Origin of the sequence: Marinococcus halophilus (genome assembly GCF_002265875.1) — a bacterium.
Classification (GTDB): Bacteria; Bacillota; Bacilli; order Bacillales; family Marinococcaceae; genus Marinococcus; species Marinococcus halophilus.
Genome location: NZ_NPFA01000001.1, coordinates 145,943 through 165,523, shown reverse-complemented (window position 1 = coordinate 165,523; position 19,581 = coordinate 145,943). Strand labels below are relative to the sequence as shown.

Genomic DNA, 19,581 nt, shown 5'->3' with positions numbered 1-19,581 from the left:
ATGTCTCTCTTGTTTAATATGACAAAGAGACGGGTGCTTTGCAATTCCTGCGTAATTGTTTCATGAAAATCCCTGTGTAAACTTTTGCCGGCTTCAGCGGAAATGCCTGCGGCAGCCTATTTTATTATAAGATATAGTGAAGATCCAGAAAACGGGAGGGTGCCTGGTTTGGGTTGGCACTAAGGCAGAAAGCAGGAACAAAGCCGTAGGAACGTTTTTGGGAAAACATCCATGACAAAAAAATGCGAACATATGTTTTTATAGCAATCGAAAAGAAGTCCGGGCAGGGGGGCAGTGCTATGATAATAAGAAAGGAGAGAACCTGCAGATAACCAATAAGGAGGAGACAGTAATGGATAATAAAGCCGGTGAGCCCCGAATGGCTGTAGTAGTCAAAGGCTTGGAGAAAACGTTTGGAACCACGCGGGCATTAGACGGTGTCGATTTGAAGGTGCCGGCTGGAACAGTGTACGGCGTACTCGGTCCGAACGGAGCAGGGAAAACGACAGTCATCCGGGTGCTTGCAACGCTTCTTCAGCCAAGCGGGGGCCGGGCAGAGGTATTCGGTTACGACGTAGTGGGAGGGGCAGCGCACATTCGCAAGCGAATCAGTATGACCGGACAGTTTGCTTCCGTGGATAAGGATTTATCCGGTATGGAAAACCTTCATTTAATCGGGCGGCTGATGGGTTTTACACGAGCGCAGGCAAAAGCAAGGGCGTACGAGCTGCTCCGGGCTTTCGGGCTTGAAGAAGCAGCGAAAAAGCAGGTAAAGCAATATTCCGGCGGGATGCAGCGCCGCATAGACATTGCTGCAAGTATTGTCGTAACGCCGGATCTGCTATTTTTAGACGAGCCAACGACAGGCCTTGATCCAAGAAGCCGCAATCAGGTTTGGGATATTATACGGATGCTTGTGGACACAGGCACCACGGTACTTTTAACGACCCAGTATTTAGATGAAGCAGACCAGCTGGCAGACCGGATCGCAGTAGTTGATCAGGGGAAGGTAATTGCAGAGGGCACAAGCGGCGAACTAAAGGCGTCAGTAGGGGTGGGTAAGCTGCATGTCCGTCTTCAGGATCCCGGGCAGCGGTCGCTCGCTGCTCAACTGTTGCAGCAGAAGCTTGGGACAGCTGTGGATTATTCCTTTAACGGATCGGGATTGACGGCCCAGGTTGCAGAGAACAGCCTGGCAGTACAAATACTCGATGAATTAAATAAAGCCGGTGTCGCTGTTTCGGATTTTTCCGTAGGCAAACCGAGCCTGGATGAAGTATTTCTTACGCTGACTGGACGCTCAGCCGAAGAGGAAGAAGTGGAGGCGGAAGGATGAATAAAAAACAGGTTCCTTTTAACCAGCAGGATGCTCTCCGTGCCGCAGTTTCGACCAGTGAACGTCCAAAAAACGCAGGCCCGGTCTCGGCGTCACTGACCTTTGGCGGCAGAATGCTTCTGAAAATCAAATATGTGCCCGAGCAGCTGTTTGATATTACTGCTTTTCCAATTATCTTCCTGCTTATGTTCACCTATTTATTTGGCGGGGCCCTTGCCGGATCGACGGAAGCCTATCTGCAGTTTGTGCTGCCGGGAGTGCTGGTATTGACCGTCGTTAGCATTACGATGTACACAGGCATCGAATTAAACAACGATATTACCAAAGGTATATTCGACCGTTTCCGGACCCTGCCGGTCTGGAGGCCATCCGTTCTTGTCGGGGCGCTGCTCGTGGATCTTGTGAGGTATTCGATTGCGTCTGCGATTATGCTTACGCTCGGCTTTATCCTTGGCTTCCGGCCGGAGGGCGGGCTGGTCGGTGTTCTGCTGGGCGTAGGCATACTGCTCGTATTTGCTTTCAGCATTTCCTGGATTTGGACGACGCTTGGCCTCGTGATGAGGTCGGAAAAATCACTGATGGGAGCAAGCATGATGGTTTTGTTTCCGTTAACTTTTATCAGTAATGTGTTTGTAGATCCCGATACAATGCCGAGCTGGCTTCAGCCGATTGTGGAGAACAACCCGGTATCGTTTCTTGTCGTGGCTGTCCGCGGATTTATGGGCGGAGACCCCGCCTTTGCCGAGGTCGGTTGGGTGTTCGTAGGTTCATTTCTATTAGTGCTTGTGTTTGCCCCTCTGACTATGTATTTGTACTATAAAAAGTAGAAGGACTAGGTTCTCCGAAGGAGAGTGAGTTCGGCGAAGATGCCTGAGCCGGACTTCCATAAAGCATGCCTCCACTTTTTTAACTGTCCAGCTTCGAATGTTACCGACTGTGGTCCGTTCAGCGTTATGACTGGTGGTCATAAGAATAATCGTTTTTCGAATCCAGTTTCGGCATGCAGCCGTTCAAGCCGTTGGCTTCATCCTGATGTCATCGTCTGGCGACGACTTCCCTCAGGCTTACGCCAGCCGGTTGGGGCTCTCCGAAGGAGAGTCAGTTCGGCGAAGATGCCTGAGCCGGACTTCCATAAAGCATGCCTCCACTTTTTTTATAAAAATTTTCTTTTGACATTTTGCTGACACACAAACCACTTATAGTAATAAATGTAGAGGCCGCCACGGCTTAAAACACTTCCGCGCCGCACCATGACCAACTTCCTTAGAAAGCGGAGTGAAAGCCGGCTTCTGATACAGTTGCCACGTAAACGGCATCGAATCACCGTTTTCTTCCGCCCTGTATTTGCTGCATTGTCGAAAGGAAAAGTGCAACAGATAACTGGCACGCATGAAGAAAAGATGAGGATATGCAGTTTGCTGGTTGCCAGGACTTTAAATATGTTGACCCCCCTAGAACAACGATTGATCGTCCTGTAACTGGGGAAGAAGCCGAAAGCTATGTGGATACGAAGGCTCTACGCAAACCATCCAATTGTGTTTTAGCTGGGTTTTATTACTCGGCTTAAGAGCTGCACTCACTCGGGTAGTGCACTCTTCATGGAATTACCCCCTAGATTCATATAGCTGTACGCCCTCGTTCCCCCGCGAGGGCTTTTTTTTATACTGGCCTGCAGGGGATACTCGTTTTTTCCTGTGGCTCGTTGATTTATAATGAAAGTACATAGAGAAAGGAGAGAGCGTGTATGAGCTCGATTCTTGTCATTGAAGATGAAACATCGATTAGCCAGGTGCTTCGGGCCTACCTTCAGAAGGCGGGCTTTGAAGTGACTCAAATATATGAAGGAAATGAAGCTGTAGAAGCGTTCGACCAGGGGGCGTTTGACTTGGCCTTAATTGACGTCATGCTGCCGGGCCGGGACGGATGGGCGGTGCTTGAACATATCCGGAACACGAGTGACTGTCCGTGTATTATGCTGACCGCGCTCGGGGACGTGGACTACCGCTTAAAGGGTTTTGACGGCGGGGCAGATGACTACATTCCAAAGCCGTTTGAAGGCGACGAGGTTGTCGCCCGTGTGCAGGCGGTGCTCCGTCGCAGCGGCAGAACTGCTTCCCCTTCCGAGGAAGAACAGTATCTTAAACGGTTCGGGAGCCTGGTCATTGATGAAAAAGCGTATTCCGTGACGCTGAATGGCCTGCAGCTGGATCTGACCCCGCGGGACCTGTCGCTGCTTATTTTTCTGAGCAATCACCCGAATCAGTTTTTTGACCGGGAGCAGTTGATCTCTCACGTATGGGGCATTGATTACGAAGGGAGTGACCGCGCGGTGGATTTGGCCATTAAACGGATCCGCCGGTCATTGAAAAACTGGCCGACCGAAGAAGGAGAGATCAGGACGCTCCGGGGAGTGGGGTATCAGCTCAGTGTTAAAGAGGAATAAAGACAAAAAAGTATCGCTGCTCCGCTACTGGACAACGCGTTATTTTATCACCCTTTGTATTGGCTTAATTATCATTGGTTTAATTTCATTTTTCTGGCTCCGCTCCTACAACCTTGAACGGGGATTGAATGTTACCTCCTTTCTGGCAGATGAAATTTCGGAGGATCTGGCCGGTGCGGAAGATAATTCAATTGGCTTGAACGCCGATCTTGCCGCCTACGTGCGCGAGCGCCAGCAGGCTTTTGATATTGAAACAGAGCCGCTTGTTTATGTCGTGGATAACAACGGAAACATCGTCTCCAACTCGTTGTTTGGGAATTCTCTCTATCAGGATCCCGTCGTATTTCCGGATTCATTTCTCGAGTCCGGTCCCCAGACGGTGAAAGTGCAGCAGGGGAGTCTGGAACAGTACCTGGTGAAATCACGTATCCAGAACGATAACGGTTCGTTTGAAGGGTGGGTGGTCATTGTCCAGCCGGCTGATTCATTAATCAAAGTGGGCGGACAGTATCAGCTAGTCGGCATCCTGCTTGTGAGCCTAGCGATATTGGGATGGCTTACGATTTACATTCTTTCCAAACGGATGCTGCGTCCGATCAAGCAGATTGCCGAAGCCTTTCAACGCGTGAAGGAAGAAAAATACGCCATACGCATCGATACTGAAGCAAAGGAACGGGAAGTCGATGAACTGGTTACTGGCTTTAATGATATGACTACGAGACTGGGGCAGCTCGAGAGCATGCGGACTGAGCTGCTTGCTGGTGTCACACACGAGTTAAAAACACCGGTTACGTCCATCAGCGGGATGGTCCAGGCAGTCAAAGATGACGTAGTGACGGGCGATGAGGCAAAGGAATTCTTAAGCGTGACGCTGGCTGAAACGGGCAGAATGCGCAACATGATCGCTGACCTGCTGGAATTTAACACCTTTTCCTCCCAGGGCGTGCCGACAGACATGCAGCCGCTGACGCTGGAGTCGCTGTTAAATGAAGTTATTCACCAATGGTCGATTTCAAATGACACGGACCGGCTGGTTATTCAAAAGCTTTACGGAGAGCAGACGCATGCGGTTTATACCGATCCGATGCGCTTTCAGCAGATTATGGTTAATCTTTTAAATAACGCAAATCAAGCAATGAATAAAGAAGGGACCTTAACGATTCAATGCAGAGAAAAAGATGAGCATATGGTAGCCATTGAAGTCATAGACAGCGGGATTGGCATTGATGAGGAGGAGCAGCTGCTGGTGTTCGAGCGCTTCTACCGGGGCGAAAACAAAAAATACAGCGTGCACGGTCTGGGGCTCGGGCTTCCTTTCAGCAAATTAATCGCCCAGGGGCTCGGCGGTGATCTGTATCTGCAGTCGAGCCGCCCGGAAGAAACAGTGTTTGTATTTGAGCTGCCGCAGGACGCATCAGACAAAGACGGTGGTCACGAAAAACAAACGGATGCGATGTAAAACTTCTGTTTGACTTTTTCCTGACATCTTCTCTTTATACGATATAGAAAGATTACACTCTATGTATAAAAAAGAGGTTGAATTGATGAAAAAATGGATGTACGCCATAATCACCGCTTGCATATTGTCGAGTGTGGTATTGCCGGCCAATGTATCGGCACAAAAAAGTGAAATGGGAATCGAACGGCTGGGCACAGATATTCGGGAAAACAATTTAATGAAAAAAGCAGAGCATTACGGCATCGCTACCAAAAATAAAGATGAACAGACGATTATTGATGAAGTGCTTCTGTCGGAATGGAAAGAAAAAGCCGCTGCTTACCGTGTAGAGGTAACGGAGGATGTAGCGCAGATGATGGCTGATGTGCGGGTAAAAGAAATTATGCATGCTGCTGAAGTGCTCGGCATTGATGTGGCAGGAAAAGATAGGGAAGATGTGCTTGAAGAAATTTTAGACAACTACGCTGCTGAAGCTGAAGCAGAGGGGCTTTATCCATTTAAGCAGGAATTATAAAAAGCAGCGTACCTTCCGCAGAAGGTACGCTGCTTTACTGCTTTTACGGGGTATAAGTTGGTTCAAATGTCGGGAGCTTTAATAGATTGTCAGTCGTTGATTGATCTGGATGAGTCCGCAGATAAGCCGGTGAGTTTGGGTCTTCCGGATGGACCGTATCCACACGCACCTTGTCTCCGCCATCTACGCGGTAATAATAATCTTTGCCTTCATCAATGCTTGCGATCGCTTTTTCGATCGTTTCTTCGGTGCCATCGACCAGCTGTATATGCGTAATATGCTCTTCTTTTTCCCGGCTGCCGCCTATATGGACAGCAGTAATTTGATAATCCATGAAAAGCCTCCTTTACATATTCATATTACGGGTGTTCCCCGAAAGATAAAATTTTAATCCGGGGAAGTCTTTCGAGAACATTATTAACGAAATGTTTGGGAAGATACGAATGCTTTTCTCTTAATTTTATAATATAGCGAAAAGCCCAGGAGAACGATAAGCTCTCCTGGGCCGGGCCTTTTTAAAAATATTTATGATAGCTGCCGGTTTTCCTGAAAAAAAGAATCGATTACTTCGAGTTCATCATAGGGCACATGCTGGTCTTTGATCACCTGGTAGCCGCCAAACCCGAGGCCGGTAATGACCACCAGGTCACCGGATTCAGCCAGGGAGAGTGCTGTATAAATGCCGTCCTCCCGGTGCTTTCTTTTGTATACATTTTCTGCTCTGGGGTTCTGGAAGCCTGAAGCAACGTCATCAACGATCCGCTGTCGGTTATACGGACCGGGGTGATCGACGGAAACGATGATATGGTCCGCTTTTCCTTCTACCACCGCCGCCATTTTCGGCCGCTTAGCCGGATCGCGGAGACCAATGCCGGTGATCATCAGGATCAGCCGATTGTGCGGAAGATTTTTAACCGTGTCTACGACCAGTTCTAATGCGTCAGGCGTGTGGGCGTAATCGAGAATGATCTGCTTTCCTGGATACTCAGACACTATCTGAAAGCGTCCTTCGGCACCCTGAATATCCGGGAGAGAGTATAGAATTTCAGAAATTGGGTAGCCGGCAGCAAGACACGAGCCTACTGCAGCAAGAATGTTGGAGATATTATATTCGCCAAATACCGGCGCTCTTGCTAAGTAAGAGCGTCCCTGCACGGTCAGCAGGAAACTCGAGCCTCTTGCATCCGTGCGGATGTTGCTTGCCATAATGTCTGCGGAGCACCGGATGCCGTATGTCCAGACTGGCCCGTCGAACATGTCCAGAATGTCCCGTGCCATGCCGTCATCATCAAGATTTACTACAGCCTGGCGGGACTGCTCAAACAATTTTAATTTTGCCCGTTTATAATTTTCCATTGTGCCGTGAAATTCCATATGCTCAGACACGAGATTGGTATGCACGCCTACCTCAAATTCAAGTCCATGCAGGCGCTTTAAATCGATGGCAATAGAAGTAGCCTCCATTGCTACCGTTCTTGTTCCTTCATCGTAAAAGGAAGCAAAAATATCATGAAGGTCTGCCGCTTCCGGCGTAGTCGGGGTGGTAGGCTTAAACGGGTATTTATCGCTTTTAGACCATACTCCAGCTGTACCTATAATGCCCGAAGGCTCTCCTAAATTATTCAGCATTGACCGTATATAAGCGGTAACAGTAGTTTTTCCGTTGGTCCCTGTTACCCCGAAAAGGTTCATTTTTTTGTGAACGTGATGATGCAGATGCGCTGCATAGTCAGCCATCGCTGTTTTGCTGTCTTCAACCAGCACAAATGTGACAGCCGGAAACAAAGCAGCGTAGCGGGTTAATGTTTCGTGGTCGCTTCCTACGATGGTGGATGCGCCATTACGAACAGCATCCGGAATGAAGGTGTGTCCATCCATATTTTTGCCCGGTATTGAGACAAAGCAGCCGTTTTCCTGGACTTTTCGGGAATCATAAGTCATATGCGTGATAGTCGATTCAACCGGGCCGAAAACGTCCTGAAAAGGCAGAGAATTATTTTTTTTCCACGTCCATTTCATCTACTTGTTCTCTCCTTTCTGCTTCTAGTCACAACTACCGGGGCAGGAAGTATGTGTGATACCCCATTCCCTATGAAAAGGGAAAGTAATCCTTGTTTCCTAAATACATGTTTTTCTATGATAGGATAAAAGATATTCTAAGCTTGGAGAAACTAATTATGAAAGAAGGGGCACGTTGAACCGGAAAAAATATAAGCTGCAGACAAAAATTGGAGTTCTGGTCTTTTTGCTTTTGCTGCTGGTAATTGTTCTGGCGAACAGCGTCTATGCATGGAATGAGCTTCGCCAGGAAACAAATGACGCAAGACAGCTGGCTCTGCAAACAAGCCGTTCCGTGGCGGGATTTCCTGCAGTAGAAGAGGCCTTTGAAAACGGGGAAGGGCAGGAAGCGGATGTTATCAGTGAGCAGATACGCACGCAGGTAAATGCTGACCGTGTGTACATAATTAACAGGAACAGCGAAATTATTGCAGGTGGTGGAGAAGATCTGAATCCTGATGCCCGGGACGCCTATACGGCCCTGGTATTCGGAGGGAGCTATGTAAGGGAAGCGGATAAAGGTCAGGAAGGAATAATACGGAGCCATGCGCCTGTTTCGGTTGATTACGGGGATTATACCTCCGTGGAAGGGGCGGCAGTTGTTGAATATTCCAAAGCTGCTATCCGGGCAGATGTATGGCGGCAAACAGGCCGGACAGCTGTGATCTCCCTGATTGTTCTGATGATTGGAGCGGCAGGCACCGTCTGGCTTTCACGGAGTATCCGTTCAGATACACTTGGGCTCGAGCCTTACCAGATTGCTGAACTGTACCGTGACCGGGCGGCTATTATCAGCTCCGTGCAGGAAGGAATTATTGCTGTAGACAATAGCGGCCGGATAACGATGGTTAATCGGGCTGCCGAAGAGCTTCTTCAGCTCCCAAAAAATCAGGAAGGACTTTTGATTGACGAAGTGTTTTCATCACCCCGGAAAAAGAAGCTGCTGGAGGGGGATGAAGTGATTCGAAACGAGGAAATAATAACTGCCTCGAAAACCTTAATTGTAAACGAAAGCCCAATAGCCCAATATGGAAACAGAATCGGAAGGGTATTTACCTTTAGGGACAAAACGGACATGAAGCAGATGATAGAGGCGTTCTCTGATGTGAAAACGTATTCTGATGACCTGCGTGCCCAGTCCCATGAATTTACGAATAAGCTCTATGCGTTAATGGGTCTTTTGCAGCTGGGTTATTACACTGAAGCTGAGCAAATGCTTAGAGAAGAGTCTAAAATACAGCAAAAACACACGAAAATGGTAGTAGACCAAATAAAGGATGAAAAGCTTCAGGCTGTGCTCCTTGGAAAAGCTGCCGCGGCCTCGGAAAAGAAAACCGGTTTTACCGTTGATCCCGAATCTTCTTTGGAAGCAATGCCTGAGCACGTGACGCTGACTTCATTAATTATTATTGCCGGGAATTTAATTGATAATGCGATGGAGGCTGTAAATGGTCAGACCACACGGGAAGTAAGTTTTTTTGTCACCGATATTGGAAAGGATATTGTGATGGAGGTAAAGGATAACGGGCCGGGAATGCCCGGGCACCTGCAGACAGAGCTTTTTCAACAGGGCACATCTTCGAAAGGAGAGGACCGCGGTTATGGTATGACAAACGTCAAAAATGAAGTCGATGAACTGGGCGGGATGATTGAAGTGTATTCAAATCTGGAGGAAGGCACTGTGATAAGTGTGTTTATTCCAAAAGAAATAAAAAAGGAGGAGTCACGCGATGCGTAAGGCATTAATTGTAGAGGATGATTACCGTATTGGTATGCTGCATGAAAAATACTTGGAAAGTATCGACGGCCTCGAATCCGCCGGTCATGCCCTCAATGCGAAGGAGATGTGGGCACTGCTCCGGGATAGAGCGGCTGACGTGCTGTTGCTGGACATATATCTGCCGGATAGTATGGGAATACATTTGCTTGAAGATATCCGCCATTATTATCCAGAAATGGACATTATCATTATTACTGCAGCCACAGACCGGGAATACTTGGAGAAGTCTCTGCGCGGGGGCATCGTGAATTATTTAATCAAGCCGGTAACCATCGAAAAATTTGAACAGACCATGAAGGAATACTTATCGAAAAGAGCGGTGCTGGATTCCGTAGAAAATGTGGATCAGCAGTTCATCGATGATTACATGGCGCAATCTTCTGCAATGAAACCCGCGGCAGATAAACGAAAACTTCCCACCGGTATTGATTATTTAACACTGGAAAGAATTGAAAAGGTTTTACACGAGGCTGGAGGAGGACTTACTGCAGAACAGGCGGCCAACAGAATAGGTGCTTCGAGAACCACGGCGAGAAGATACCTGGAATTTATGATTTCTGAAGGAGACGCAGAAGCACGATTGGAATATGGCATAGTGGGGCGTCCGGAACGGCATTATTATGAAGTTTAAAAAGAGTTCATAGACGAACTCTTTTTTTGTGCACAAAATAAACAAAATACACGAAAAAAATTAAAAACGAATAATTTTGAAAACGATTACAATTTACAGAAAAATCTTTAAGATGATGAATAATATAAACAAAAGTGTGAGGAGGGGACTCATTGAAACGAATAATACTGTTGTTATTATCCATTGCTTTTATTGGCGGCTGTTCCGCAGAGCAGTCTCAGGGAGAAGAGAGCGACTATCCGCCGGATTTGATTGAATTTGTGGCTCCAGCCACTCCCGGAGGGGGATGGGACCTAACTGCGAGATCGATGCAGAGAGCGCTGAACAATAATGAACTGGTGGAATCTGATATTAATGTTGTGAACAAACCCGGTGGCGGTGGCGAAGTAGGATTTCAATATTTAAAAAACAGGGATAGCAACACTCTTGCGGTCAATTCAAGCCTCCTATTTACAAACAATGAACTCGGATTAAGTGAATTGTCCCACGAAGATTTTACCCCGCTTGCGATTTTAGCCACCGAATGGCAGTCCATCGCGGTTGGGCCGGACTCAGACTATGACAACTTAGAAGCTGTCATGGAACAGCTGAAAAAAGATCCGGAATCGCTAAAAATAGGCGTGGCGCCGGGACTCGGCAATGATGACCATCTTTCATTTATTCAGGCAGCACAGGAATACGGAATCGATCCATCCAAGCTTGATTTTCTCGTTTATGAAAGCGGTGGCGAAGTGGTCACAGCCCTGCTTGGCGGGCATATTGACGTTGCCACGATGTCTGTATCGGAAGCAAGTGAGCAGTACAAGGCCGACCGGCTGGACATTGTAGGAGTCTCTTCGGAGGAGCGCCTGGAGGAGCTGCCGGAGGTGCCGACTTTCAAAGAGCAGGGCGTGGACCTGGTCTTCCCTCACTGGCGCGGCGTGATGGGGCCGCCTGATATGACTGAGGAGGAGATTGCCTATTGGGACGAGCGTCTCCAGCAAATGGTCGAGACGGAGGAATGGCAGACTATTCTTGAAAACAACCAGTGGGACGATTACTACATGAACGCGGAAGAAACAGAACAATTTATGGACGAACAGGAACAAACTTATCAAGAACTGCTGACGAATGCTGGTCTGACAGAGTAGAAAGGGGTGCTTCCTATGACAGTGGTTAAATTATCGCTGCCGGCAGTATTTATACTAACGGCGGTAGGATTTATCATCGCAACATTTAATTTACCCCAGGCCAGCCTGGGAAATGCTTTCGGACCACATTATTTTCCGATGGGTGCATCTGCATTGCTTCTTCTATTGAGTGTTTTTTATTTCATCCGCTCCTACCGGGAACGCCATGAGGAGCATAAAGAGGATGAAGACATCAGGGCAGTCGCTAAAGGACGGACTCCGTATATTATTGGCGGGACACTTATATTTGGAGTAGTGTATGCGCTTATATTCGATTTTGTTGGTTACATCATCGCTACGTTACTGTATTTGGGTGTACTGATGTTCATTATTAACGGCAAATCCAAGTGGCTGATCAACGTATTAACGACAATTATTTTCACGTTTATGTCCTGGTACATTTTTGCTGAATTGCTGAATATCAGCCTGCCATAACAACTAGGGGGAATAAATATGGATTATGGATATTTTATAGATGGCTTAATGAATGCAATAACCCCCCTTAACTTACTTTTTGTTTTTTTAGGAGGGCTTCTTGGCACGATTGTAGGGATGCTCCCCGGATTGGGGCCTGCCACAGGGGTAGCTGTCCTGATACCGGTGACGTTTGGCATGGAGCCAATCAGCGCCATGATTTTATTAATAGCCATTTATTACGGAGCAATGTACGGGGGATCGAGAAGCTCCATTCTGTTGAACACGCCCGGCGACGCATCGGCAATTGCTGCTTCATTTGACGGCTATCCGATGGCAAAAAAAGGCCAGGCTGGACAGGCGTTAGCCATAGCTACGATAGCCTCCCTGGTTGGAGGCACTGTAGCGGTCATAGGCTTTACGTTCCTGGCAGGGCCTCTGGCTGATTTTGCCATACGCTTTGGCCCGGCAGAATACTTTTTACTAATGCTTTTCACACTTTCAGCGATTGTGTCTTTGTCCCGTGGAGATATGCTGAAAGGGTTTATTTCCATGCTGTTCGGACTGGTGCTGAGTACGATCGGTGTGGATGCCCAAAGCAGTGTTTACCGGTTTACGATGGGGCTGCCGCAATTGGCAGAAGGCATTGATTTTTTGATCGTTATCATCGGAATCTATGCGGTGGGAGAAGTATTGTATAATTTTATCGCGATAAACCGTCCGCCGGAAAAGAAAAACAAAGTCGAAAGCTTATGGTTTACAAGAGAGCAATGGAACGCATCGAAGCTGCCTATTTTCCGCAGCGCGCCGCTAGGCTTTATAGTTGGGGTGCTGCCTGGCGCCGGAGGCTCTATTGCCTCGATGCTCGGCTATACTACGGAGCGTCAGCTGTCCCGGACCCCGGAACGGTTTGGCCAAGGAACAGCGGAAGGAGTAGCTGCGCCGGAATCAGCGAACAACAGTGCTTCTGTCGGGGCCTTGATTCCACTGCTGAGTATGGGTATCCCCGGCTCCGGCACAACAGCGGTATTGCTGGGGGCTCTAGTGATGCTTGGCATTCAACCGGGGCCGCTGCTGTTTGAAAGTGAGCCGACCACTATTTGGACGCTGATCAACAGTATGTTTATCGGAAACTTGTTTTTAGTCGTCATTAACATTTTATTAGTAGGACTTTTAATTAAAGTGCTTGATACACCGTCTAACATTTTATATCCATTAATATTAATGCTTGGCTTTATTGGTGCCTATACACTCAGCTACAGCACGATCGATTTTTACATCCTGCTGGCCTTCGGCGTGCTCGGACTGGCGTTTAAACTACTTCGCTTTCCAATCGCTCCTTTAATTCTGGCATTGATTGTCGGACACGATATGGAACAGAATTTCCGCAAAAGTTTAATTGTCTCCGACGGCAGTGCTTCTGTATTTTTTTCTTCGCCGATTAGTGTTGTGCTGATTATTATGATTATTTTATCGATCAGCGTACCTTTCATCCTTAGCGCAGTAAAAAACAAAAAAGCAAAGCAGGCATAATTTATTGGACAGGCACGGACTCTGGCGAGTTCAGTGCCTCTTTTATTAGGCTGTGCTACAATGCAGGCAGAATAACAGAGACAAGGAGAAAAAATATGAAGATATACACAGTGGACGCTTTTACGAGTGAGGCTTTTTATGGAAATCCGGCAGGCGTTTGCCTGTTGGAAGAACCAGATCAGAAATCCGCGGCATGGATGCAGCAGACAGCCGCAGAAATGAATTTGTCTGAGACAGCCTTTTTGATGAAAAAGAGAGAGCAGGAATATGAAATACGCTGGTTTACCCCATCCGCGGAAGTAGATTTATGCGGCCATGCGACACTGGCTTCGGCGCATGTGCTGTGGGAAGAGATGAAAGTGCCGGACGCTGAAACCGTTACTTTCCATAGTGCAAGCGGGCCGCTGACGGCGTTTAAAAAGGAAAAAACGATCTGGCTCGACTTTCCATCAGAGCCTCCCGAACCTGCGCCTTTACAGGAAGGACTGCTCGAGGCCCTTGGGGTGGAAGCGCCTTCGGTGGAGCAAAACCGCATGGATGTTATCGTAGAGGTGGATTCCGAGCAGACGCTTCGAAGCCTCGTGCCGGACATGAAAGCATTGGCGCAGCATACCACGCGCGGATGCATAGTTACTTCTTTATCGGAAGAGGAAGGCATCGATTTTGTGTCACGTTGTTTCTTTCCGGCAATTGGCGTGGATGAAGATCCTGTCACGGGTTCGGCGCACTGCGCCCTGGGGCCTTACTGGGCGAAGCGGATGGCGAAGCAGCACTTTACTGCCAGACAGGCGAGTACACGGGAGGGCGTGGTAAAGGTGGAAATGCACCGCAGTCGCTGCCACATAGGGGGCCGGGCTGTGACTGTGATGAAAGGGGAGTGGCTGGTCTGATAATGTCCAAAGAGAAACGAATTCAGAAGAAGAAGCGGGCGCCTGTTGACCGGGCGTCCGCTTCTATTTGTGTTTCGAAGAAGACATGCCTTCCCATCGTTCAGCTTCGTCCATATGAATGCCAAATTGATCGAGCGTACGGTAGGCAATATGGTCGACAAGCTCGTCAATGTCTGCTGGATGATTGTAAAAAGCAGGCATCGGCGGGGCAATGGTCACCCCAAGCCTGGAAAGGGCCAGCATATTCTCAAGGTGAATAGTATTAAGCGGTGTTTCTCTCGTCATTAGAAGCAGCTGCTTTCGCTCTTTTAAAACGACATCGGCAGCGCGGGCAATAAGGTTATCCGCGAGTCCGTGACGGATGGAGGCGGTCGTTTTCATGCTGCACGGCGCGATGATCATGCCTTCCGTACGGAAAGAGCCGCTGGATATACGGGCTGCCTGGTCCTTCGAGGAATACGAAACGTCCGCCAGCTCTTCCACCTGGGCTGACGTGTACGCTGTTTCAAGTGGAATAGTGGCCTTGGCCCAGGAAGATAAAATTAGATGGGTTTCAATGTCGGTGGATTTTAGTATTTCGAGCAGCCGGATGCCGAAAATGGCGCCCGTAGCACCGGTCATGCCGATAATTAATTTCAAAAAAAGAACCTCCTTCATGCAGGCCGGTGGAAGGCCTAGTTCGCTCGTTTGATTGTATCATGAGTTAGAGCAAACACGCATGAAAGAGGGTGGCGGGAGAGATATTTAGGATTCCTGCAATTGCATTTTTATTTTGGTAGTGTAAGAAAATATACATATTAAATGATATAAATAATCTATTTTTAGCGATGATGCACAGAGAAAATAATAAATTTGTGTGATAATGAACAATGATTCAGAATGTTTCCCTCCGATACAATATAATTAATCATTTAACGAATGAACTAATGAAACAAATAATAAATGTTCGTTTTTAATTAGGAGGGAAAACAATGCAGGCACGACAGGATTTGCGGCCAATTACCAATGAAAAGGAAAGAATTCTCGGTCCAAAAGCATATGTTGCAATGTGGTGGGGCGATACAATCATGATCGGAACGTTTATGCTCGGGTCGAGCCTGATCCCGCCCTTTGGTGATCTCAACCTTTACCAGGCGGGAGCGGCGCTGCTTCTCGCAAATATTATGGCTGCTCTGCTATTTTCATTAAATGGATATGTAGGCTGGAAGCACGGTATTCCGATGGTTGTTCAGCTTCGTTCGTCCTTCGGACCGATAGGCTCAAGAATTCCTGCGCTTTTACGGAGCATTCCGGCTTTGTTCTGGTTCGGTATACAGACTTGGCTTGGGGCGCAGGCGTTAAATCAAATTGCCTCGAGCTTTATAGGATTTGAAAATGTATGGGTATGGTTTTTCGGCTTTCAGGCCCTGCAGATTTTTCTTTCGGCTAAAGGGATTGAATCCATTAAATGGGTGGAGATCGTTGGCTCTGTGATTATTATGGGAGGTATCATCTACTTAATTTTTCTGTTTTTAACGACGTTTGGGTTCGAGGTGCAGGCAGCCGCAAACGTGGACGGATCCTGGGGCATTCCGCTCTGGCTTGCGATGACTGTGCTGGTTGGCCAATTTGCGGCGCTTTTAATCAATGTGTCGGATTATACGAGGTATGTGCCAAAAAGAACGAAGACATCTACCTATATTAATGCCCATATTATTGGTATGGTGCCGCCGAGTATTCTGCTTCCGTTTATCGGTATGCTCGGAGCGGCAGCGGTTGGCATCTGGAACCCGATTGATGTCATTTCTGAGTACATCCCTTCTACTGCTGCAAGCATTATCGTATTGGTCTTCATTGCGATTGCCCAGGTGACGACGAATTTGATGGCCAACATTATGCCACCCGCGCTTGTGGCCATGGACCTATTCAAAATTTCATGGGCAAAGTCATGCATCATTATCGGTATATTAGCTACCTTTACATGCCCGTGGTGGCTGATGAATGCTGCTTATTTCACCACGTTTATTGCGATCGTTTCCGCATTTTTGGGACCGGTGTTCGGTGTGATGATTGCAGACTTCTTTTTCGTGCATAAAAGGAATTACAATGTGGCGGCGCTTTACGAGAAGAATAAACTTTTCCAGGCGTTTAAAGGATGGAATCCGGCTGCAATTATTTCCATCGGTGTTGGTACCGCCGTTTCCTTTATTAATATTGACGGCTCCTGGTTTATCGGCGGGCTGCCGGCGCTGCTGCTTTATACTGTCCTGATGAAATACTGGATAGCTAGGCATGAGCCATATGTGCAGGAAGGCATGAAGCAGAGCTTCACCGAAGAAGAAGCGATAAACGAAAAGCCGGTGCCACAGTGGACAAAAGATTTATAAAGTATAGAGAAGAGCAGGCAAATGCCTGTTCTTTTTGTATTTTAATAACAAATAAAGTATAATTATACAAAAAAGAGAGAGGCGGTCTAATGAAAATTTTTTTGCGGGAAACGCACGATATCGATTATGAATCAGAAATAGCTCAACAGACCAGAGAAAAACTGTTCTTGCCGAAGATGAATGAAGAAGAGAAGGTGAAAGCGGCTTTTACATTCGTTCGGGATAGCATTGGGCACTCCTGGGATATTCGGGGGAAAACAGTGACCCGGAGAGCTTCTGAAGTTCTGGAGCATCAGGAAGGGATCTGTTGGGCAAAATCTCATCTTCTGGCAGCCCTTCTACGGCCGGAAGGAATCCCATGTGGTTTTTGCTATCAGCGGTTGATGCTTTTTGAAAAACCCGAAGACGGATATTGCATTCATGCATTAAATGCGGTCTGGCTTGTGGGCTGGGACAAATGGGTACGGCTGGATGCAAGAGGTAACAAGGCGGGCATCAATGCTCAATTTTTCACCGCTAAAGAACAGCTGGCTTTTGAAGTGAACGACGAGAAAGGAGAAATTGACTATCCGGGAATTTACGCGGACCCGCCGTCAGGGCTGCTGGACGTACTGGATCGTCATGAGGACCCGGTATATATGTACAGGTATGCGCTTCCGGAGTCGCTACCTAATAAAATGGTGTAGAGATAAGCTGGCGCTGTAAAAAAACAGGCTGGCTTTTTTTAATCTAGTGGTGGGCTGCGATACCTGGTTTGTGATAGACAGGGCTTATGATTGCTATCATTCGGGTAAAATGAAAGTAGCTGGAGAAGGAAAAGCAGGAGGGGAGTCTATGGATTACTGGTACTACAGACAGGAAGAAAAAGAGCATGGCCCGCTGTCGAGTGCGCAGATGCGGGCGTTAATTGATGAAAGACAGATTGGGGCTAAAACGCTTGTGTGGTCAGAAGCTACCGGCGGCCGTTGGCTTCCGCTCAGCCGTACTATACTCGTCGAAGCGCTTATAGAAGATGAAGATCACCCGGGCGACCAGGCGAGAAGTGCTTTCATCCGGGCTTCAACCCGGATTAATCAATACGTGGGGGAAGAAGGGGCGGCTGATTTTCATTTAAAAAACCTGTTTTCCAGCGTTTTTAAACGGCACACGAGGGACGAAGCAGAGCTGGTATTTATTTCCGGCACATCTCTGACGACACCGAATGAGCAGGAAATTCCGCTTTCGTGGCCAAAACCATGGCTGTTTTCGCGTGTATTCCTGGTGCTAGTGATAACATACCTGATTCTTTATGCATGTACGCTGTTTTTCGGCAATGTTTTGACGATTCCGGGCATGGTCGCGATTGGTTCATTCGCTGCCCCGTTTGCGCTCGTTGTATTTTTTTATGAACTGAATGCCCCGAGAAACATCAGCATGCTTCGCGTGCTGCAGATGTTTTTCGTCGGCGGGGTAGCGTCAATCTTCGTCACGCTGATTTTGTATTCGTTTATTCCCATCGGTGAAATTGGGTTCTTCAGCGCCATCGTTATTGGCGTTGTGGAAGAGATAGGGAAACTGATTATTATCGCGTATCTAATAAAAAAAACACAGGTAATATATATTCTGAATGGCTTGCTGATCGGTGCAGCTGTCGGAGCTGGCTTCGCTGCCTTTGAATCCGCCGGCTATGCGCTTAATTTCGGCCTGCAGTACGGAACCGGCGTAATGATTGACGTCATTTTTGAACGCGGATGGCTGTCGATTGGCGGGCATGTGGTGTGGGGAGCTATTATCGGCGCAGCTTTGCTGCTCGTGAAGCGGGATGCCCCGCTCCGGAGAGAGCATGTGACGGACAGACAGTTTTTAAAAATCTTTATTATACCGGTGCTTCTTCATGCAGTATGGGACATGCCGCTCGCTTTCTTTCCGGACAGCCGACTGGTACAGCTGGTTTTGATCGCAGTGGCCTGGTATTTGATTTTAACGATGATCCAGGCGGGCCTCCGCCAGATTGCAGGTCTGCACACGAGTGGCTTGAAGCCGGAACTGGCGGGCGGCGGGGAGCCGGAAGCCGAATCACAGTCCCGCGGCCAGACGATGTCGCGCATGGGACGTAAAGATAAAAAAGAATAGGAGAGAAGAGCGATATGCCCGAAGGACCAGAGATACGGCGGGAAGCCGATAAAGTGGAAAAAGCCCTGCAGAAGGGGTCGGTTATCGAAATGTATACGACGTTTGACCGGTTGAAAGCCTATGAAAACCTGCTGTCTGGGTCAAAAGTAAATAAAGTGGCCACAAAAGGAAAGGCGATGCTCATTCATTTGAGCAGCGGCTATACCATTTATTCCCACAATCAGCTGTACGGACGATGGTATGTTAAAAACAGCTACACCTACCCGAAAACAAACCGCAAGCTCCGGCTGGCCCTGCATAATGAGAAGCAGTCCGCTCTGTTATACAGCGCTTCGGATGTGGAAATCATGCCGACAGAAGAAATTGAAGATCATCCGTTCGTCTCCCGGGTCGGCCCGGATCCGCTCAGCGAGCAGGTAACGGTGGATATGATTGCAGCACGCAGCCTGGATAAAAAGTTTCGAAACCGGCGCTTCACGTCGCTTTTACTCGATCAGCACTTTATCGGCGGCATTGGTAATTACCTGCGCAGTGAAATACTGTTTGCTGCCGGCATTTATCCAGAGCAGCGGCCGGCGGATTTAAGTGAGGGACAGGTCCGCCAGGTGGCAGAAGCACTTCTTTTATTAATGAACCGCTCCTATAAATACAAAGGAGTAACGACCGATGAGACAGTTGTTGAAGGGGCAAAGGCCGAAGGGAAAACATACAGCGAGTACCGGCACTGGGTCTTTAACCGCGGCGGCCAGCCATGCCGGGTGGACGGCTCAGAAATCATCCGCTTTACTGCTGGCTCGAGGCGCTGTTACTATTGCCCGACCTGCCAGCGAAAATAAAGGCCAAACCGGCTTCTAGCTTCGTTTGAAAAAACCGTCA

The 19,581-nt window shown here is 48.0% G+C and carries 18 protein-coding genes; 15 read left to right on the top strand and 3 right to left on the bottom strand.

Going from position 1 to position 19,581, the window contains the following annotated elements; genetic code table 11:
* Positions 1-352 precede the first annotated feature (352 nt).
* The 5 genes from CHL76_RS00875 to CHL76_RS00855 all read left to right on the top strand — a co-directional run bounded on the left by CHL76_RS00875 (position 353) and on the right by CHL76_RS00855 (position 5,752).
* Positions 353-1,336, top strand: a complete 984-nt coding sequence (locus tag CHL76_RS00875) for an ATP-binding cassette domain-containing protein (RefSeq protein ID WP_186807331.1) — start codon at positions 353-355, stop codon at positions 1,334-1,336.
* Positions 1,333-2,163 (top strand): ABC transporter permease, encoded by an 831-nt coding sequence (locus CHL76_RS00870; protein WP_094907566.1) that lies wholly within the window; start codon positions 1,333-1,335, stop codon positions 2,161-2,163. The genes CHL76_RS00875 and CHL76_RS00870 overlap by 4 nt, the downstream gene beginning before the upstream one ends.
* A gap of 917 nt (positions 2,164-3,080) precedes the next feature.
* Positions 3,081-3,779 (top strand): response regulator transcription factor, encoded by a 699-nt coding sequence (locus CHL76_RS00865; RefSeq protein WP_079474879.1) that lies wholly within the window; start codon positions 3,081-3,083, stop codon positions 3,777-3,779.
* Positions 3,763-5,238 carry a HAMP domain-containing sensor histidine kinase gene (locus tag CHL76_RS00860; protein WP_094907565.1) on the top strand — a complete coding sequence of 492 codons (1,476 nt, stop codon included), beginning with the start codon at positions 3,763-3,765 and terminating at the stop codon, positions 5,236-5,238. Before CHL76_RS00865 ends, CHL76_RS00860 begins: the two co-directional genes overlap by 17 nt.
* Positions 5,239-5,323: 85 nt before the next feature.
* A complete protein-coding gene (locus tag CHL76_RS00855; RefSeq protein WP_094907564.1) occupies positions 5,324-5,752 on the top strand; it encodes a hypothetical protein in 429 nt (142 codons plus the stop codon).
* 43 nt (positions 5,753-5,795) lie between these two features.
* Here CHL76_RS00855 and CHL76_RS00850 read toward each other — a convergent pair whose 3' ends face one another.
* Positions 5,796-6,086 (bottom strand): DUF3892 domain-containing protein, encoded by a 291-nt coding sequence (locus CHL76_RS00850; RefSeq protein WP_094907563.1) that lies wholly within the window; start codon positions 6,084-6,086, stop codon positions 5,796-5,798.
* Positions 6,087-6,277: 191 nt separating this feature from the next.
* Complete coding sequence (locus CHL76_RS00845; RefSeq protein WP_094907562.1) at positions 6,278-7,771, bottom strand: UDP-N-acetylmuramoyl-L-alanyl-D-glutamate--2,6-diaminopimelate ligase; 1,494 nt, start codon at positions 7,769-7,771, stop codon at positions 6,278-6,280.
* A 175-nt stretch (positions 7,772-7,946) separates the two neighbouring features.
* On the opposite strand from CHL76_RS00845, the gene CHL76_RS00840 reads away from it, so the two are divergent.
* The 6 genes from CHL76_RS00840 to CHL76_RS00815 all read left to right on the top strand — a co-directional run bounded on the left by CHL76_RS00840 (position 7,947) and on the right by CHL76_RS00815 (position 14,227).
* Entirely contained in the window at positions 7,947-9,548 is a 1,602-nt protein-coding gene (locus tag CHL76_RS00840) for a sensor histidine kinase (protein WP_094907561.1), read from the top strand.
* A complete protein-coding gene (locus CHL76_RS00835) occupies positions 9,541-10,221 on the top strand; it encodes a response regulator (protein WP_079474885.1) in 681 nt (226 codons plus the stop codon). The genes CHL76_RS00840 and CHL76_RS00835 overlap by 8 nt, the downstream gene beginning before the upstream one ends.
* 152 nt (positions 10,222-10,373) lie before the next feature.
* The gene (locus CHL76_RS00830) at positions 10,374-11,351 is read left to right on the top strand and encodes a tripartite tricarboxylate transporter substrate binding protein (RefSeq protein ID WP_079474886.1); all 978 of its coding nucleotides are present in this window, start codon (positions 10,374-10,376) and stop codon (positions 11,349-11,351) included.
* Positions 11,352-11,366: 15 nt separating this feature from the next.
* Positions 11,367-11,825, top strand: a complete 459-nt coding sequence (locus CHL76_RS00825; protein ID WP_079474887.1) for a tripartite tricarboxylate transporter TctB family protein — start codon at positions 11,367-11,369, stop codon at positions 11,823-11,825.
* A gap of 18 nt (positions 11,826-11,843) precedes the next feature.
* Positions 11,844-13,337, top strand: a complete 1,494-nt coding sequence (locus tag CHL76_RS00820) for a tripartite tricarboxylate transporter permease (protein ID WP_079474888.1) — start codon at positions 11,844-11,846, stop codon at positions 13,335-13,337.
* 95 nt (positions 13,338-13,432) lie between these two features.
* Positions 13,433-14,227 carry a PhzF family phenazine biosynthesis protein gene (locus CHL76_RS00815; RefSeq protein ID WP_094907560.1) on the top strand — a complete coding sequence of 265 codons (795 nt, stop codon included), beginning with the start codon at positions 13,433-13,435 and terminating at the stop codon, positions 14,225-14,227.
* Positions 14,228-14,290: 63 nt separating this feature from the next.
* On the opposite strand, the gene CHL76_RS00810 is transcribed toward CHL76_RS00815, so the two are convergent.
* Positions 14,291-14,866 carry a non-oxidative hydroxyarylic acid decarboxylases subunit B gene (locus CHL76_RS00810; protein WP_094907559.1) on the bottom strand — a complete coding sequence of 192 codons (576 nt, stop codon included), beginning with the start codon at positions 14,864-14,866 and terminating at the stop codon, positions 14,291-14,293.
* Between the two features lie 332 nt (positions 14,867-15,198).
* Here CHL76_RS00810 and CHL76_RS00805 point away from each other — a divergent pair, with 332 nt between their 5' ends.
* The 4 genes from CHL76_RS00805 (at position 15,199) to nei (ending at position 19,541) form a co-directional block, all read left to right on the top strand.
* Positions 15,199-16,593: an NCS1 family transporter gene (locus CHL76_RS00805; RefSeq protein ID WP_094907558.1), complete on the top strand. Its 1,395-nt coding sequence runs from the start codon at positions 15,199-15,201 to the stop codon at positions 16,591-16,593.
* Between the two features lie 89 nt (positions 16,594-16,682).
* On the top strand, positions 16,683-17,279 hold the full coding sequence (locus CHL76_RS00800) for a transglutaminase-like domain-containing protein (RefSeq protein WP_094907557.1): 597 nt from the start codon (positions 16,683-16,685) through the stop codon (positions 17,277-17,279).
* 148 nt (positions 17,280-17,427) lie between these two features.
* On the top strand, positions 17,428-18,705 hold the full coding sequence (locus CHL76_RS00795) for a PrsW family glutamic-type intramembrane protease (RefSeq protein ID WP_094907556.1): 1,278 nt from the start codon (positions 17,428-17,430) through the stop codon (positions 18,703-18,705).
* Between the two features lie 14 nt (positions 18,706-18,719).
* A complete protein-coding gene (gene nei, locus CHL76_RS00790; protein ID WP_094907555.1) occupies positions 18,720-19,541 on the top strand; it encodes an endonuclease VIII in 822 nt (273 codons plus the stop codon).
* The last annotated feature ends 40 nt before the right edge of the window (positions 19,542-19,581 follow it).